Genomic DNA, 14,493 nt, shown 5'->3' with positions numbered 1-14,493 from the left:
TTAAAAAGTCAGCACGACGTCGTAATCATTGAGGCGCTCGCGCAACGCACCGGCGCTAAGCGGCTCGACATCAATGACAAAATCGTGTTTGTCGCCAAGCCCGCGCTCCTGAAGGGACGCCAGGCAAATATAGCAGCGGTCAATATCGTACAACGGCAGAACTTTAAACGTAGAGATGTAGTCGCGTCCCAGAATCGCCTGCGGGTGCTGGCCCGGCAGAATCTGAAAAACGCCGTCGCTGATAAAAAAGACGCCGATCTCTTCCGTTAACGCGGACATCGCCAGCAGCGCGTCGAGTCCTTCGCGGCCCGCCGCAGTGCCATGCGGCGCCTGGGTAAATACAAAAGCCACCTGTTTCATTAAAACTCTACCACTCTGTCACAGGTCAGCGCGGCTTCGGCAAGCGCGCCCAGGCCGCTCAGCTGAAACCCGGGCTGAAGATTGGCACCCGGCAGCCCCTGCGTACGCGCTTCATTTTCATCCGTCACGCCGCGTCGCAGCGCGGCCGCCACACAAATGTGCAGCGCGACGCCGTTTTCATCATGCAATTGTTGCCAGGCGCGCACCAGATCGAACTCGTCGCTCGCCGGCGACGTGAACTGATTGGCGTTATAGACCCCTTCCCGATAAAAAAAGACGCTCTCAAGGCTATGGCTTTCCGCCAGTAACGCTTTCGCAAACTGCAGGGCGCTGCTGGCCTGTTGCGTACCATAAGCAGGCCCGGTGACCATCAGGGCGAAGCGCATTACCGTTCGTGCCCCTGGAAATCGCCGCTTTTAAACTGGCGGATGTACAGGTACACCGTGTGCTTGGAGATATTCAGCCGGTCAGCCACCTGATTAATAGCGTCTTTAATATCAAAAATGCCTTTCTCGTAAAGGTTAAGCACAATCTGACGGTTCTTGGCGTTGTTCGAGACGTTGCGGTCCGCGTTCACCTCTTCAATGGTGAACTCCAGCGTCTGGGTCACCAGGTCTTCAACAGACGAGGCAAAGTTGACGGAAGACGGCACTTCCTGCGTTTCCGGCGGCACAAAGGTACTCATAATCTGGGAGAACGGCACATCAAGATTCATGTTAATGCACAGCAGGCCTATCACGCGGTGCTCCCGGTTACGGATGGCGATAGTGACCGATTTCATCAGAACGCCGCTTTTCGCACGGGTGAAATAGCATTTCGACACGCTGCTGTCAGCGCCGGTCATATCGTGCAGCATACGCAGCGCCAGATCGGTAATCGGCGAGCCGATTTTACGCCCCGTATGTTCGCCGTTGGCGATGCGGATTGCCGAGCATTTCAGATCCTGCAGGGAATGCAGCACAATTTCACAGTGGGAGCCGATGAGCATCGCTAACCCGTCCACGACCGCTTCGTAGGAGCGCAAAATATCAAAGTCGGTCTGTTCGAAAGGACGCTGATCCAGCAGATCGAGTTCGCTGGCCTCATTGGTTAATAGCGAATTGGACATGAAAACATACCACCCTTTACAGCGAGCCTGTCGTCTCAAGGTCTGGGCAGACTCATCATTCAGTTGTTACGTAACTCGCTAAAGTAATACAGCGGGCGCAACACTAGCCAGCTTTTATTATACGTGGCCCGGATAAAAAAAACCGCCGCCCGGAGGCGGCGGTCTGCGAAGCGTTACTTCGCTTTGGCGGCGTCGTCCGCTTTATCGCCTGCGGCGGCCTTCGGTGCGGCGTCTGCTTTCGCCGCCGGATTGATATCCAGCAGTTCTACGTCAAACACCAGGGTGGAGTTAGCCGGAATACCCGGAACGCCATTTTTGCCGTAAGCCAGCTCAGGCGGGATGACCAGCTTGATTTTGCCGCCTTTCTTGATGTTTTTCAGGCCTTCAGTCCAGCCCGGGATCACACCGTCAAGACGGAAAGAGAGCGGCTCGCCGCGTTTGTAAGAGTTATCGAACTCCTGACCGTCGATAAGCGTGCCTTTGTAGTTAACCACAACGGTGTCGCTCTCTTTCGGCGCAGCGCCGGTACCTTCTTTCTCGACTTTATACAGCAGGCCAGTAGAAGAGGTCTTCACGCCTTTCTCTTTGGCGAATTTGTCACGGAAGGCTTTGCCTTTCGTTTCGTTTTCTGTCGCGTCTTTCTCGACTTTCGCCTGAGCGGCACCTTTCACGCGCGTTTCGAAAGCCTGCAGAGTCTGCTCGATTTCCTGGTCAGAGAGTTTGCTCTTATCGGCAAACGCGTCCTGGACACCGGCGATCAGCTGGTTTTTATCCAGTTTGATGCCCAGTTTTTCCTGTTCTTTCAGGGAGTTTTCCATGTAACGGCCCAGCGAAGCACCCAGCGCGTAAGCCGATTTCTGATCGTCGTTCTGGAATGCGGCTTTGCTGTCAGCGGCAGCAGTATTCTGCTGCTGTGCGGCTGGCGCAGCAAAAGTCAGGGGCGCATTGAACGCCACAGCCATCGTGGTCGCCAGCAGCGTTACTTTAAACAGTGATTTCATCCATTATCTCCAGGGTTGGGGCCTCTCACCCCAGGGTTATCTTAAAAACGAAAGTCGTACTATAAAACGTCGCAGCGGAAATCAACATAACCACTTTTCCGTTTCGCGCGTTATTTCAGACTTAATTTGTTTAAATAAGTTTCTTTCTGATGAAGCAACCCGGCAGAATCCGGAAAAGTTGCGTAGAATCGCGACGCAAAGGGGGAAACATCATGCAAAACGAATCGACTGAACACCGCATTGCTGAGCTGGAAAGCCGGCTAGCGTTTCAGGAAACCACCATTGAAGACTTAAACGCCGCCATCACAAAGCATGAGCTGGAGCTCGCGAAGATGCGCGAACAGCTCAAAATTATGGTGGAGAAAATAAAAGCCTCGCAGCCGTCAATGATCGCATCGCAGGCGGAAGAAACGCCGCCGCCGCATTACTGACAGGTAAATCGCGGGCAGTAAAAAGGGGCGCCGGAGCGCCCCTTTTTTATCAGGCTCTTAGTGGCAACCGCAGCCGCCGTTACCGCAACCGCCTTTACCGTGCTCGTGGTCGTGGCTATGGCCGTGACCGCCGCAGCAACCGTCGTGATCATGGTCATGATCGTGGTCGTGATGATGGCCGTTCGCGCCGTGAACGTGGCCATGGGCCAGCTCTTCTTCGGTCGCTTCGCGGATAGCAACAACTTCTACGTTGAAGTTCAGGTTCTGGCCCGCCAGCATGTGGTTGCCGTCAACGACAACATGGTCGTCGCCCACTTCGGTAATTTCTACCGGTACCGGGCCCTGATCGGTTTCCGCCAGGAAACGCATGCCAACCTGCAGCTCGTCAACGCCCATGAAGACGTCTTTCGGTACGCGCTGCACCAGGTTTTCATCGTACTGGCCGTAAGCGTCGTTGGCGCCTACGTTCACATCGAATTTATCGCCAACATCGTGACCTTCCAGCGCCGATTCCAGGCCGGAAATCAGGGAGCCGTGACCATGCAGGTAGTCCAGCGGCGCACTCACCGGAGACTCATCAACCAATACACCGTCTTCTGTACGTACCTGATAGGCCAGGCTGACCACCAGGTCTTTTGCTACTTTCATGATATCTCCTGAGTGAGGAAAAAAGACTGGCGCCGATTGTAGCCCAATTCGGCGCCTGTGTACCCTTTAGCTTAAAGAAACCTGGGGCATCTCGCTAGTCGGGATGAAAAATCCCTATGACTTGCTCATCTTTGCGAACCTTCTCGCGAACTTCTTTATCCGCCTCGCGCATCTGATGCCCGCACTTAACGCACTCGACAATATCGACCTGATTTTCACGCCACATGGCGAGAGAATCCTGCGCCTGGCATTTCGGGCACACGGCCCCGGCAATAAAACGTTTACGCACAGCCATAGGTTCACCTTCTATTCAAATTCGTCCCAGCCGTCCAGCTGGCGTCGTTCCTGCTGCATCTCGCGATGGAAAATCTCTTCCAGCTCGCGCCGCGCCTCGCGTACACGGGAGATTTGCGCGTTATCGGTATGTACCGGCATCAGTTCGCGCAGCATGCGCATATCAAGGCGCCGGAAATGAAGCTGCGCGCGCTGCGCCTGGTGAGGATGCATCCCCAGCGAAACCAGCGTTTTGCGCCCAAGCTCCAGGGCGCTGGAGAACGTCTCGCGCGAGAACTGTTTGACGCCCGCCTGGAGGAGCTCGTGCGCCTCGACGCGACCGCGCGCCCGCGCCAGGATCTCCAGTTGCGGAAAGTGCTGCTGGCAGAGATGCACGATGCGCATTGTGTCTTCCGGGTCGTTGCAGGTCACGACGATAGACTCTGCGGATTCAGCCCCGGCGGCGCGCAGCAGTTCAAGCTCGGTGGCATCGCCATAGTAAACTTTGTAGCCATATTTACGCATCAGGTTGACCGCGCTGATATCGCGCTCCAGCACCGTAATACGCATTTTGTTGGCCATCAGCAGGCGACCAATCACCTGCCCGAAACGTCCGAAGCCGACAATAATCACCTGCGGCTTATCATCTTCCACATAAGGCGTTTCATCGTGGTCGTCCTGGGCGTTGAAGTGGCGCGCCAGCAGGCGGTTGATGCCTTTCATCACCAGCGGCGTGGTCATCATCGAGAGCGTCACCGTCACCAGCAGCAGCGCCATCTGGTCATTATGAAAGAGCTTCTGCGATGAGGCGCTGGAGAAGAGCACAAAGGCGAACTCCCCGCCCTGGCTCAATACGCCCGCAAACGGCAACCGCTCGGTGCGCCGCAGGCCCTGAAAACGCCCGAGGCCATACAGCACCGCCATCTTGACGCTCACCAGCACGACCACGCTCATCACGACCCACAGAATATGGGTATAGAGGACGCCCAGGTTCAGCGCCATGCCGACGGAGATAAAAAAGAGCCCCAGCAGCAGACCTTTAAACGGCTCGATGGCGATTTCCAGCTCGTGGCGATATTCGCTCTCGGCCAGCAGAATGCCCGCGATAAACGTGCCGAGCGCCATGGAAAGCCCCAGCAAATCCATAAACAGCGCGGAACCCAGCACCAGCAACAGCGCGGCGGCGGTAAACACCTCGCGCACCCCCGAGCCGGCGATAAAGCGAAACACCGGGCGCAGGAGATAACGCCCGCCGACCAGCATGACCGCGAACGCCAGCACTTTCATGCCGATTTTCAGCCAGTCCGGATGCTCATCGCCGTTGCCCGCAAGCAAAGGCACCATCGCCAGCGCCGGGATCACGGCGAGATCCTGAAACAGCAGCACGGAGAACCCTAACTGGCCGCCTTCGGTGCGGTTCATCCCTTTGTCGCGCATCAACTGCAACGCCATCGCGGTAGACGACATCGCAAGCCCGATACCGCCTACCACGGCCGCCTGCCACGCGAAATCAGTGAGCATCAGCAGCCCCGCCAGCACCACGGCGCTTAACAACACCTGCGCGGCGCCGATGCCGAAAATCGAGCGCCGCAGCTTCCAGAGTTTCGAGGGATTAAGCTCAAGCCCTATCAGGAACATCAGAAACACGACGCCCAGCTCCGAAAAGTGCAGGATCTCGTCGACATCGCTGATAAAGCCAAGCCCCCACGGGCCGATGGCGATCCCCGCCAGCAAATAGCCGAGTACCGCGCCGATACCCAGCCGCGCTGCAATCGGCACCGCCACCACCGCGGCGAAAAGAAACAAAATGCCTGCCAGCAGCAGGTCGGAACCTTCCATCAAAAGCCTCCCGGCGTTAACGGGTCCGCCAGCCAGCGTTCATACGCGTGGCCGTGAGACGCCAGTTCGGAAAGCGACTGACGCCGCGCCCAGTAAATAATCAGCGGCGTCATCCAGTGCATACGGCACATGGCGGCGGTCAGCTCGAAAGGCCGCAGAATGTCGCTCAGGGCATAGCGGTTAAACCCATCCGGGCGATAGGCCGTCTCCGGTTCGCCAGTGGTAATAACGCAGCGCCAGTATTTTCCGGCAAGCTCAGTGCCGCCCACGCCGCTGGCGAAACCGCGGCTTAACACGCGATCGAACCACTCTTTCAGCAGCGCCGGACAGCTATAGGTATAAAGCGGGAACTGAAAAACAATCACATCGTGATCGCGCAGCAACGCCTGCTCGTGGCTGATATCGATAAAGAAATCGGGATAGTGGGCATAGAGGTCATGCACCGTGACATTCGGTAATTGCAGAGCCGGCTTAAGCAAAACCCGGTTGGCCACCGAGTCCTGAGATTCCGGATGGGCATACAGCAGCAAAACTTTCGCTGTCTGTGACATCATTCCCCTCCAGGGCGTCGTCATTGTTACTATTTTGGGCTACCATGGCGGCCCCACGCGGTGCCCAAAGCATCACGTTACATGAATATAATGACAATTTAACATAGTCTGAATCTACGGCGCCTTATGATTGTTTTCTCCTCGTTACAAATTCGTCGCGGCACTCGCGTGCTGCTGGACAACGCCACCGCCACGATCAATCCGGGCCAGAAAGTGGGCCTGGTGGGCAAAAATGGCTGCGGCAAATCCACGCTCCTGTCGCTTCTGAAAAACGAGATTAGCGCCGACGGCGGGAGTTTCACCTACCCCGGCACCTGGCAGCTGGCCTGGGTGAATCAGGAGACGCCTGCGCTCGCGCAGCCCGCGCTGGAATATGTGATTGACGGCGATCGCGAATACCGCGCCTTTGAGCGCGAGCTGAACAACGCCACCGAGCGCAACGACGGTCACGCGATCGCCACAGCGCACGGCAAACTGGACGCCATCGACGCCTGGACCATTCGTTCACGCGCCGCGAGCCTCCTGCACGGGCTGGGCTTTAGCAATGAACAACTAACGCACCCGGTGAGCGACTTCTCCGGCGGCTGGCGTATGCGTCTTAACCTCGCGCAAGCGCTGATTTGCCGCTCCGATCTGCTGCTGCTCGACGAACCGACCAACCACCTCGATCTCGACGCAGTCATCTGGCTGGAAAAATGGCTGAAAAGCTATAACGGCACGCTGATCCTTATCTCGCACGACCGTGATTTCCTGGATCCGGTGGTGGACAAAATCATTCATATCGAACAGCAGAATATGTTCGAGTACACCGGCAACTACAGCTCGTTTGAACGCCAGCGCGCCACGCGTCTCGCCCAGCAACAGGCAACCTACGAAAGCCAGCAGCAGCGCGTCGCGCATCTGCAAAGCTTTATCGATCGCTTTAAAGCGAAGGCGTCCAAAGCGAAGCAGGCGCAAAGCCGTATCAAAATGCTGGAGCGCATGGAGCTGATTGCGCCTGCCCACGTGGATAACCCGTTCCACTTCAGCTTCCGCGCGCCGGAAAGCCTGCCCAACCCGCTACTGAAAATGGAAAAAGTCAGCGCCGGTTATGACGAGCGCATCATTCTGAACTCCATCAAGCTCAACCTGGTGCCCGGCTCGCGCATCGGCCTGCTGGGGCGCAACGGCGCCGGGAAATCGACGCTGATTAAACTGCTGGCGGGCGAACTTAACCCCATCAGCGGCGACATCGGGCTCGCCAAAGGCATCAAGCTCGGGTACTTCGCGCAGCATCAGCTGGAGTTTTTACGCGCCGACGAATCGCCGTTGCAGCATCTGGCGCGCATCGCCCCGCGTGAAACCGAACAGCAGCTGCGCGACTATCTCGGCGGCTTCGGCTTCCAGGGCGATAAAGTCACCGACGTCACCGAGCGTTTCTCCGGCGGCGAAAAGGCCCGTCTGGTGCTGGCGCTTATCGTCTGGCAGCGCCCTAACCTGCTGCTACTCGATGAACCGACCAACCACCTGGATCTCGACATGCGCCAGGCGCTAACTGACGCGCTGATCGAATTCGAAGGCGCGCTGGTCGTGGTCTCGCACGACCGTCACCTGATCCGCTCCACCACCGACGATCTCTATCTGGTGCACGACGGCAAAGTCGAACCGTTCGACGGCGATCTGGACGATTACCAGCAGTGGCTGAGCGACGTGCAGAAGCAGGAGAGCCAGGGCGACGACGCCAGCCGCGAGAAAGACAACGGCAACAGCGCGCAGGCGCGCAAAGATCAGAAGCGCCGCGAGGCGGAGCTGCGCACCCAGACGCAACCGCTGCGTAAAGAGATAACCCGTCTGGAAAAAGAGATGGAAAAGCTCAACGCCACGCTTGCGGGCGTCGAAGAGAAACTTGCCGACAGCGCCATTTACGATCCGGCTCGCAAAGCGGAGATGAATGAGTGCCTGCAAACGCAGGCCAGGACCAAAGCGGCGCTGGAAGAGTGCGAAATGGCGTGGCTGGACGCGCAGGAGCAATTAGAAACGATGCTGCAAAACGAGTAACCGGGCGCGGGCGCCCGGTTGGCTGGATTAACGCTGCGCCGCCAGGCGCTGGCGCAGGGTTTCCAGATGCTCCACGCCGTGAAGTTTGCCATCCAGAAAACGGGTTTTCAGTTCACCCAGCTGCTCCTGCTCCAGGGTCTGTTCGTCAAACAGCTGATAATCGCCGTTGTCGTCACGCTCCACCCGCAGCAACCCGCGCGCTGAGCGTTTCAGTCCGCTGTCGGTTTTCGGCTCTTTGAAAATCATGCGGCCCACGCCGTTCACTTCGCCGTATGTCGCCTTCATCGCAAAGCCGAACGTGTCGCGGGTGTTGTACTGATACGTAAACGAACCGACGCCAAACACCACGTTTGAGCTGGCGAAGCCTTTCGCCGCCAGACGGCGCAGGATCTCTTCAGCGCGATCAAGCGTGATGGAATCGCCATAAATCAGACCTACATGCGGGTCGAGCACTTTGAAGCCTTTGTCATTCACGGTGCCGCCGAAAATTTCCCACAGCACTTCCACCGAGCCTTTCTCTTCCGGCGTGCGCTCGCCGCGCGTGTCGTCATCGGCGCCGGTACCGCAGAGGATCTCTACCGGGTCGCCGCTGTCCGGGCGGAACACCACGCGGCCTTCACGCGCCATAATCTGCGTTTTCAGCTCACGGGTATATTCCGTGATGACGCGCCAGTAGTCCCAGGTATCCGACACAATCGAGACAAAGCCATTCGGGTAGAGATCGCAAATCAGGCGGCGGAACGTCTCGATTTCGCTCTCTTTCTCGCCCATGCACATCACGCTGTGCTCGGTCGCCGGGATGGACGCGGCAATGAAGCACTCCTGGCCCTGGGTGTAGTAATCGCGGGCATAGAGCATCGACGGAATGTTATCGGTGCCTTTAAAGCTCAGCAGATGGCCACAGCCCGCCTGCGCGGTATCCTGAAGGCCAGACATGCCGCGAAACGAGAAATCGTGGCACTGAAAATCCAGGTGGCTTACGTCAGAGCAGGTTTTCTCTGCCCAGCGCTCGCAGATAGTACGGTAGTGATGCGCGATAGTGGCGTTGGTGGAGGATTTCCACAACTCCGCCGAGAGCACGGTTTCCAGATAGTTCACCAGCCAGAAGAATTCCGGGCGCGTATTGGTGATGGTCAGCACCGGCACTTTCATCGACACCTTGCTGCCTTCATCCAGCGCTTTGATATGCAGCGGCAGATAGCCGAGCTGATGCAGCGCGCGAATGTGATCCGCGCTGACAGCGCCCTTGCCGATATAACTGTCCATCACCGCCTGGTATTCGTCCACCACTTCCGCCTCAGGACGCGCGAAGAACTGCTCGTTAAACAGATCGACCAGGAACCACTGCAGGAACCCCTGCAGGCCGAAAAACACCAGCTTGCCGTCCGCGACAGGAGAGTGGAAATGACGGTCGCTGCGCGGCGTAAAGTTGGAATAGACTTTGGTGGTGCCTGCCGGATACTGCTCGCGGTGCGACACTTTGTAGCCATCAATAGCCAGAATCGGATTCATGTTCATCTTCCCTCTCCTTACGCGTTATAAATTTTATTGATATCAATCATTTCTACCCGTTCCTGCGCCAGTTCAGCGGGCGCGAAGGAGGTGGTCGTATACAACTGGTCGATGCCGTTATTCAGCAGGTTGTCGACGCCTTTAGAAAACACGCCGTGGGTAACATAGAGGCTGACGCTTCGCGCGCCTGCCTCGCGCAGTACCTGGGCTGAGCCGATAAACGTACCGCCCGCGTCACAGAGATCGTCCACGATCAGTGCCGCTTTGCCTTGCACATCGCCGTCTACCAGGCGAAAACCGGTCAGCTCGCCGGTCGCGACATTGCGCTGTTTGGTCAGAATGGCGAACTCATGGACGCCTGCGGCCTGCGCGACGGCATGGATTTTCTTCAGCGCCCCGGCATCCGGCGCCACCAGCATTAACTCGCCGGCCTTCAGGGCGCGCTCAAGCGTCTTGCTTTGTAACAGGCAACGCTCCTGCGGGATAGCCACCAGATTTTCAATCGCGGCGGCGGCGGCCTCACTGTGGGGGTCGAGTACCCTCACTTTGTCGAAACCGAGGGTGTTCAACTGGCGGGCGAAGACTTTCAGCGCAAAGCTGTCGCCTGGCTGCATGTGCCTGTCCTGACGCGCATACGGCAGCCACGGCAGTTCCAGATGGCTGAAGCGCACATCGCAGTGTTGACGCACCGCGTCGGTCAGTTGCGCCAGCACCATAAAATCGTCCATCGTTTTCATGGCGGCGGCGCGAATACACATCAGCGAGGCGACGCGCGGCAGTTCGCCGGTTACTTTCGCCCATACGGCGCCGTCAGGAAAACGCCCGGTCTGTGTTGCAATCTCTTGTCCGTCTACCATCAGTTGCGGCTGCATCATTTTCGCCCCCGGTTAATGAGTTTGTGTCCTTGCGACACATTTAATGTTGTCCAAGAGACACTAATAAACAAGCGATATTTTCGCCGCGCTGGCTAAAAAATAGCATGTTACTGAAAATTAAAACATTACAGGTTTACTTTGTCCCGGTGCCCTGGGCTGGTAAACTTGTCTCTGAGACAATTAAACGGAGCGGCGCATGACCACTGAAGCGGAATATCTGGAAAACTATGACCCTGCGCGGTTCCCTTCTCCGCTGGTGACCGTCGATAGCGTGCTGTTCACCCTGCATGACCAGGCGCTTTGCGTGCTGCTGGTACAGCGCGCCCGTCAGCCGCAGCAGGGGCGCTGGGCGCTGCCGGGCGGGTTTATCGATATGCGCAAGGATGACTCCACCCATGCGACGGCGCTGCGTAAGCTGACCGAGAAAACCGGCGTGCGCCCGTCATGGCTGGAGCAGCTGGAGACCTTCTCCGGCCCGGATCGCGATCCGCGCGGCTGGAGCCTCACCACCGCCTGGTTTGCGCTAATCGCCTGGGTCGACTGCCAGCCGCATATCGCCTCCGTCAGCGATGCGCAGTGGGTGCCGGTGGCGGAGCTTGGCGCGATTGAACTGGCGTTCGATCACCTGACGATTATCGACGCGGCGCTGCGCCGCCTGCGTCAGAAAACGATGTATTCGCTCCTGCCGGTTTACTGTCTGCCGGAGTGCTTTACGCTGAGCCAGCTTCAGGAGGCGACGGAAATTATTCTCGGCCAGCCCATTCAGCGTAAAAGCCTGATCCGCCGCTTTGAAGCCTCCGGGATGTTTGAAGAGACCGGCGAGAGCGTCGCCACCGGCGCCCGTAAGGCCAGGCTCTGGCGACGCAAGCCGGACGCCGATATTCACCTGTTCTCGCGCAATTTACTGGCTGAATGATCCGCACCAAAGCATCAACAAAATGGATAACAACCGGTATAGTAGTTAGCGAACTAATAAAAGACATCAGCTATGGCCGACATTACTCCCGCAGAACTTCCTGCACTGAACACCGATTCCTCACACTTTCAGCCAATGCCGGGAGTCAGCAATCCACACCTGCAAACCATGCTGCCGCGCGTGCTGCGCCGCCGGGTGCAATTTGAGCCGTACTGGCAGCGTCTGGATTTGCCGGACGGCGATTTTGTCGACCTCGCGTTTAGCGAAAACCCTGACCAGGCGCGCCATAAGCCGCGTCTGGTGGTGTTTCACGGGCTCGAAGGCAGCCTGCACAGCCCTTACGTTCACGGCCTCATCCATGCGGCGAAAGCACGCGGCTGGCTCGGCGTGGTGATGCACTTTCGCGGCTGTAGCGGCGTGCCGAACAAGATGGGGCGCATCTACCATTCTGGGGAAACCGAAGACGGCACCTTTTTCCTGCGCTGGCTGGATGAACGCTACGGCACCGTGCCGACGGCGGCGGTCGGCTATTCGCTCGGCGGCAATATGCTTGGCTGCCTGATGGCGGAGATTGATGCCCGTTTCCCGCTGACCGCAGGCGTAATTGTGTCCGCGCCCTTTATGCTGGAACACTGCTGCAACCATATGGAAAAAGGGTTTTCGCGCTTCTACCAGTTCTATTTGCTGAACCTGTTGAAAGCCAACGCCTCTCGTAAGCTAAAAGCCTGGCCCGGCACGCTGCCGATTGAACTCGCCCAGCTTAAACGTCTGCGCCGCATTCGCGATTTCGATGATTTGATAACGTCGAAAATTCACGGCTTTCGCGACGCCGTCGATTACTATCGCCAGTGCAGCGCCATGCCGCGTCTTACGAATATCACCCGCCCGACGTTGATTATTCATGCCAAAGACGACCCGTTCATGGATCATCACGTGATCCCTGATACCGCCGCGCTGCCTGCTAATATTGAATATCAGCTGACGGAGCATGGCGGCCACGTGGGCTTTGTCGGCGGCACGCTGCGTCAGCCCAGAATGTGGCTGGAGCAGCGCATTCCTGACTGGTTAACCCCTTATCTGGACCGATAAATGATCATTCCCTGGCAAGAGCTGGCGCCCGACACCCTGGACCGCCTGATTGAAGCCTTCGTCTTGCGCGAAGGCACCGATTATGGTGAACATGAACGCTCGCTTGAGCAAAAGGTCGCCGACGTGCGGCGTCAGTTGCAAAGTGGCGAGGCCGTTCTTGTGTGGTCTGAACTGCACGAAACGGTCAATATCATGCCGCGTTCGCAGTTTCGCGGTTAACGTTCCAGGCGGAGCCCTGCCCCGCCGCTTCAGGGAGTTGTCTCGCTATGTCTGCCAAACATCCGGTTATCGCCGTCACGGGCTCCAGCGGCGCGGGAACCACCACCACCAGCCTCGCGTTTCGCAAAATTTTCGCCCAGCTGAATCTTCATGCCGCCGAAGTGGAAGGCGACAGCTTCCATCGCTACACGCGCCCGGAAATGGACATGGCTATCCGCAAAGCGCGCGATCTTGGCCGCCACATCAGCTATTTCGGCCCGGAGGCGAACGATTTTGGCCTGCTGGAGCAAACCTTTGTGGAGTACGGCCTGACCGGCAAAGGGCAGTCGCGCAAATATCTGCACACCTATGACGAAGCGGTGCCGTGGAACCAGGTGCCCGGCACCTTCACGCCGTGGCAGCCGTTACCGGAACCGACAGACGTGCTGTTTTACGAAGGGCTGCACGGCGGCGTGGTGACGCCGCAAAACGACGTGGCGAAACATGTCGACCTGCTGGTGGGCGTGGTGCCTATCGTCAACCTTGAGTGGATACAAAAGCTGATTCGCGATACCAGCGAGCGCGGCCACTCCCGCGAGGCAGTGATGGATTCCGTGGTGCGCTCCATGGAAGATTACATCTCCTACATCACGCCGCAGTTCTCGCGCACCCATATTAACTTCCAGCGCGTGCCGACGGTGGACACGTCCAACCCGTTCGCCGCGAAAAGTATCCCGTCGCTCGATGAGAGTTTCGTGGTGATTCACTTCCGCAATCTGGACAATATCGATTACCCCTGGCTGCTGGCGATGCTACAGGGCTCGTTTATCTCGCACATCAATACGCTGGTGGTGCCGGGCGGCAAGATGGGGCTGGCGATGGAGCTTATTATGCTGCCGCTGGTGCAGCGGCTGATGGAAGGGAAACAGATAGCGTGACAGAATGGCCCGGTGGCGCTGCGCCTGCCGGGCCGCCCGCCGTCACATCACGCGTCGATCACTTCGTAAGAATGGGTGATGTTGACCCCTTTGCCGAGCATCAGCGCCACTGAACAGTACTTCTCCGCCGACAGATCCACCGCGCGCGACACTGCCGCGTCTTTCAGATCTTTACCCGTCACCACAAAGTGCAGATTGATATGCGTGAACAGACGCGGAGCCTCTTCGCGACGCTCTGAGGTCAGCTTCACTTCGCAGTCGGTCACGTCGTGACGGCCTTTTTGCAGAATAGAGACCACATCAATGGCGCTGCAGCCACCTGCCGCCATTAAGACCATTTCCATCGGGCTCGGCGCTTTGTCGCCGGAGTTGCCGTCCATCAGGATCTGATGCCCCGAAGCGGACTCGCCAAGGAAGGTTAAGCCTTCCACCCATTTCACTCGTGCATGCATGTTATTCGCTCCAGGCTATTCATTTTTCTGACAGATTACGCGCGCGCGTCATCAGAGGCAACGGAAGGCGACCTGCGTCAAGCTGAAACGAGACAACAGGAGACACCTGATAAAAGCTATGCTAAAACAGTCTGGATGCAGCGGCGATACATTGATGTTACGCATGGGTGCAGAGGAGAAGACAATTTATCGGCTGCGATGTCCACGGACAGCCAACTTCCCTGGAAGCGGGAAGATGATGATTGCAAAGCCAGACAGGGGTTAC

General features: G+C 57.6%; 17 protein-coding genes. 6 read left to right on the top strand and 11 right to left on the bottom strand.

Features of this window, described 5'->3' with window-relative positions:
- From tusC to fkpA, 4 genes are all read right to left on the bottom strand, one after another.
- Window positions 1–360 (bottom strand): sulfurtransferase complex subunit TusC, encoded by a 360-nt coding sequence (tusC, locus tag AB8W27_RS01690; protein ID WP_015742713.1) that lies wholly within the window; start codon window positions 358–360, stop codon window positions 1–3.
- Window positions 360–746, bottom strand: a complete 387-nt coding sequence (gene tusD, locus AB8W27_RS01685) for a sulfurtransferase complex subunit TusD (RefSeq protein WP_015742714.1) — start codon at window positions 744–746, stop codon at window positions 360–362. Before tusD ends, tusC begins: the two co-directional genes overlap by 1 nt.
- Window positions 746–1,468, bottom strand: a complete 723-nt coding sequence (locus AB8W27_RS01680) for a transcriptional regulator (protein WP_007764807.1) — start codon at window positions 1,466–1,468, stop codon at window positions 746–748. The genes tusD and AB8W27_RS01680 overlap by 1 nt, the downstream gene beginning before the upstream one ends.
- A 173-nt stretch (window positions 1,469–1,641) precedes the next feature.
- Window positions 1,642–2,469 (bottom strand): FKBP-type peptidyl-prolyl cis-trans isomerase, encoded by an 828-nt coding sequence (gene fkpA / locus AB8W27_RS01675; protein WP_007764810.1) that lies wholly within the window; start codon window positions 2,467–2,469, stop codon window positions 1,642–1,644.
- Window positions 2,470–2,681: 212 nt separating this feature from the next.
- On the opposite strand from fkpA, the gene AB8W27_RS01670 reads away from it, so the two are divergent.
- Window positions 2,682–2,900 (top strand): SlyX family protein, encoded by a 219-nt coding sequence (locus AB8W27_RS01670; protein WP_007702532.1) that lies wholly within the window; start codon window positions 2,682–2,684, stop codon window positions 2,898–2,900.
- A 57-nt stretch (window positions 2,901–2,957) separates the two neighbouring features.
- On the opposite strand, the gene slyD is transcribed toward AB8W27_RS01670, so the two are convergent.
- The 4 genes from slyD to kefG all read right to left on the bottom strand — a co-directional run bounded on the left by slyD (window position 2,958) and on the right by kefG (window position 6,214).
- A complete protein-coding gene (gene slyD / locus AB8W27_RS01665; protein ID WP_007702535.1) occupies window positions 2,958–3,548 on the bottom strand; it encodes a peptidylprolyl isomerase in 591 nt (196 codons plus the stop codon).
- A gap of 94 nt (window positions 3,549–3,642) precedes the next feature.
- The gene (locus tag AB8W27_RS01660; RefSeq protein WP_004386608.1) at window positions 3,643–3,843 is read right to left on the bottom strand and encodes a YheV family putative zinc ribbon protein; all 201 of its coding nucleotides are present in this window, start codon (window positions 3,841–3,843) and stop codon (window positions 3,643–3,645) included.
- An 11-nt stretch (window positions 3,844–3,854) separates the two neighbouring features.
- Entirely contained in the window at window positions 3,855–5,660 is a 1,806-nt protein-coding gene (gene kefB / locus AB8W27_RS01655; RefSeq protein WP_041923993.1) for a glutathione-regulated potassium-efflux system protein KefB, read from the bottom strand.
- Window positions 5,660–6,214: a glutathione-regulated potassium-efflux system ancillary protein KefG gene (kefG, locus tag AB8W27_RS01650; protein WP_007764816.1), complete on the bottom strand. Its 555-nt coding sequence runs from the start codon at window positions 6,212–6,214 to the stop codon at window positions 5,660–5,662. Before kefG ends, kefB begins: the two co-directional genes overlap by 1 nt.
- A 123-nt stretch (window positions 6,215–6,337) precedes the next feature.
- On the opposite strand from kefG, the gene AB8W27_RS01645 reads away from it, so the two are divergent.
- Window positions 6,338–8,248 carry an ABC transporter ATP-binding protein gene (locus tag AB8W27_RS01645; RefSeq protein WP_015742718.1) on the top strand — a complete coding sequence of 637 codons (1,911 nt, stop codon included), beginning with the start codon at window positions 6,338–6,340 and terminating at the stop codon, window positions 8,246–8,248.
- Window positions 8,249–8,275: 27 nt separating this feature from the next.
- Here AB8W27_RS01645 and AB8W27_RS01640 read toward each other — a convergent pair whose 3' ends face one another.
- The gene (locus tag AB8W27_RS01640) at window positions 8,276–9,766 is read right to left on the bottom strand and encodes a nicotinate phosphoribosyltransferase (RefSeq protein ID WP_015742719.1); all 1,491 of its coding nucleotides are present in this window, start codon (window positions 9,764–9,766) and stop codon (window positions 8,276–8,278) included.
- Between the two features lie 11 nt (window positions 9,767–9,777).
- The gene (prs, locus tag AB8W27_RS01635; RefSeq protein WP_015742720.1) at window positions 9,778–10,635 is read right to left on the bottom strand and encodes a ribose-phosphate diphosphokinase; all 858 of its coding nucleotides are present in this window, start codon (window positions 10,633–10,635) and stop codon (window positions 9,778–9,780) included.
- Between the two features lie 196 nt (window positions 10,636–10,831).
- On the opposite strand from prs, the gene AB8W27_RS01630 reads away from it, so the two are divergent.
- From AB8W27_RS01630 to AB8W27_RS01615, 4 genes are all read left to right on the top strand, one after another.
- Window positions 10,832–11,551 (top strand): NUDIX domain-containing protein, encoded by a 720-nt coding sequence (locus tag AB8W27_RS01630; protein WP_015742721.1) that lies wholly within the window; start codon window positions 10,832–10,834, stop codon window positions 11,549–11,551.
- A 72-nt stretch (window positions 11,552–11,623) separates the two neighbouring features.
- Window positions 11,624–12,640, top strand: a complete 1,017-nt coding sequence (locus AB8W27_RS01625; protein WP_049787163.1) for a hydrolase — start codon at window positions 11,624–11,626, stop codon at window positions 12,638–12,640.
- The gene (locus AB8W27_RS01620; protein ID WP_007764832.1) at window positions 12,641–12,859 is read left to right on the top strand and encodes a YheU family protein; all 219 of its coding nucleotides are present in this window, start codon (window positions 12,641–12,643) and stop codon (window positions 12,857–12,859) included.
- Window positions 12,860–12,906: 47 nt separating this feature from the next.
- The gene (locus tag AB8W27_RS01615) at window positions 12,907–13,776 is read left to right on the top strand and encodes a phosphoribulokinase (RefSeq protein WP_007764833.1); all 870 of its coding nucleotides are present in this window, start codon (window positions 12,907–12,909) and stop codon (window positions 13,774–13,776) included.
- Between the two features lie 47 nt (window positions 13,777–13,823).
- Here the strand turns inward: AB8W27_RS01615 and AB8W27_RS01610 are convergent, their stop codons facing one another.
- On the bottom strand, window positions 13,824–14,228 hold the full coding sequence (locus tag AB8W27_RS01610; protein ID WP_015742723.1) for an OsmC family protein: 405 nt from the start codon (window positions 14,226–14,228) through the stop codon (window positions 13,824–13,826).
- Between the last annotated feature and the right edge of the window lie 265 nt (window positions 14,229–14,493).

This window comes from Cronobacter turicensis, assembly GCF_041222865.1.
GTDB lineage: Bacteria > Pseudomonadota > Gammaproteobacteria > Enterobacterales > Enterobacteriaceae > Cronobacter > Cronobacter turicensis.
Note: the sequence above shows the minus strand (reverse complement) of the source record. Positions and strands in the feature narration are given on the sequence as shown.

What these genes read in the sequence shown, in the direction of transcription:
- tusC (WP_015742713.1), bottom strand. Translation starts at nt 360, where the DNA reads ATGAAACAGGTGGCTTTTGTATTTACCCAGGCGCCGCATGGCACTGCG.
- tusD (WP_015742714.1), bottom strand. Translation starts at nt 746, where the DNA reads ATGCGCTTCGCCCTGATGGTCACCGGGCCTGCTTATGGTACGCAACAG.
- AB8W27_RS01680 (WP_007764807.1), bottom strand. Translation starts at nt 1,468, where the DNA reads ATGTCCAATTCGCTATTAACCAATGAGGCCAGCGAACTCGATCTGCTG.
- fkpA (WP_007764810.1), bottom strand. Translation starts at nt 2,469, where the DNA reads ATGAAATCACTGTTTAAAGTAACGCTGCTGGCGACCACGATGGCTGTG.
- AB8W27_RS01670 (WP_007702532.1), top strand. Translation starts at nt 2,682, where the DNA reads ATGCAAAACGAATCGACTGAACACCGCATTGCTGAGCTGGAAAGCCGG.
- slyD (WP_007702535.1), bottom strand. Translation starts at nt 3,548, where the DNA reads ATGAAAGTAGCAAAAGACCTGGTGGTCAGCCTGGCCTATCAGGTACGT.
- AB8W27_RS01660 (WP_004386608.1), bottom strand. Translation starts at nt 3,843, where the DNA reads ATGGCTGTGCGTAAACGTTTTATTGCCGGGGCCGTGTGCCCGAAATGC.
- kefB (WP_041923993.1), bottom strand. Translation starts at nt 5,660, where the DNA reads ATGGAAGGTTCCGACCTGCTGCTGGCAGGCATTTTGTTTCTTTTCGCC.
- kefG (WP_007764816.1), bottom strand. Translation starts at nt 6,214, where the DNA reads ATGATGTCACAGACAGCGAAAGTTTTGCTGCTGTATGCCCATCCGGAA.
- AB8W27_RS01645 (WP_015742718.1), top strand. Translation starts at nt 6,338, where the DNA reads ATGATTGTTTTCTCCTCGTTACAAATTCGTCGCGGCACTCGCGTGCTG.
- AB8W27_RS01640 (WP_015742719.1), bottom strand. Translation starts at nt 9,766, where the DNA reads ATGAACATGAATCCGATTCTGGCTATTGATGGCTACAAAGTGTCGCAC.
- prs (WP_015742720.1), bottom strand. Translation starts at nt 10,635, where the DNA reads ATGATGCAGCCGCAACTGATGGTAGACGGACAAGAGATTGCAACACAG.
- AB8W27_RS01630 (WP_015742721.1), top strand. Translation starts at nt 10,832, where the DNA reads ATGACCACTGAAGCGGAATATCTGGAAAACTATGACCCTGCGCGGTTC.
- AB8W27_RS01625 (WP_049787163.1), top strand. Translation starts at nt 11,624, where the DNA reads ATGGCCGACATTACTCCCGCAGAACTTCCTGCACTGAACACCGATTCC.
- AB8W27_RS01620 (WP_007764832.1), top strand. Translation starts at nt 12,641, where the DNA reads ATGATCATTCCCTGGCAAGAGCTGGCGCCCGACACCCTGGACCGCCTG.
- AB8W27_RS01615 (WP_007764833.1), top strand. Translation starts at nt 12,907, where the DNA reads ATGTCTGCCAAACATCCGGTTATCGCCGTCACGGGCTCCAGCGGCGCG.
- AB8W27_RS01610 (WP_015742723.1), bottom strand. Translation starts at nt 14,228, where the DNA reads ATGCATGCACGAGTGAAATGGGTGGAAGGCTTAACCTTCCTTGGCGAG.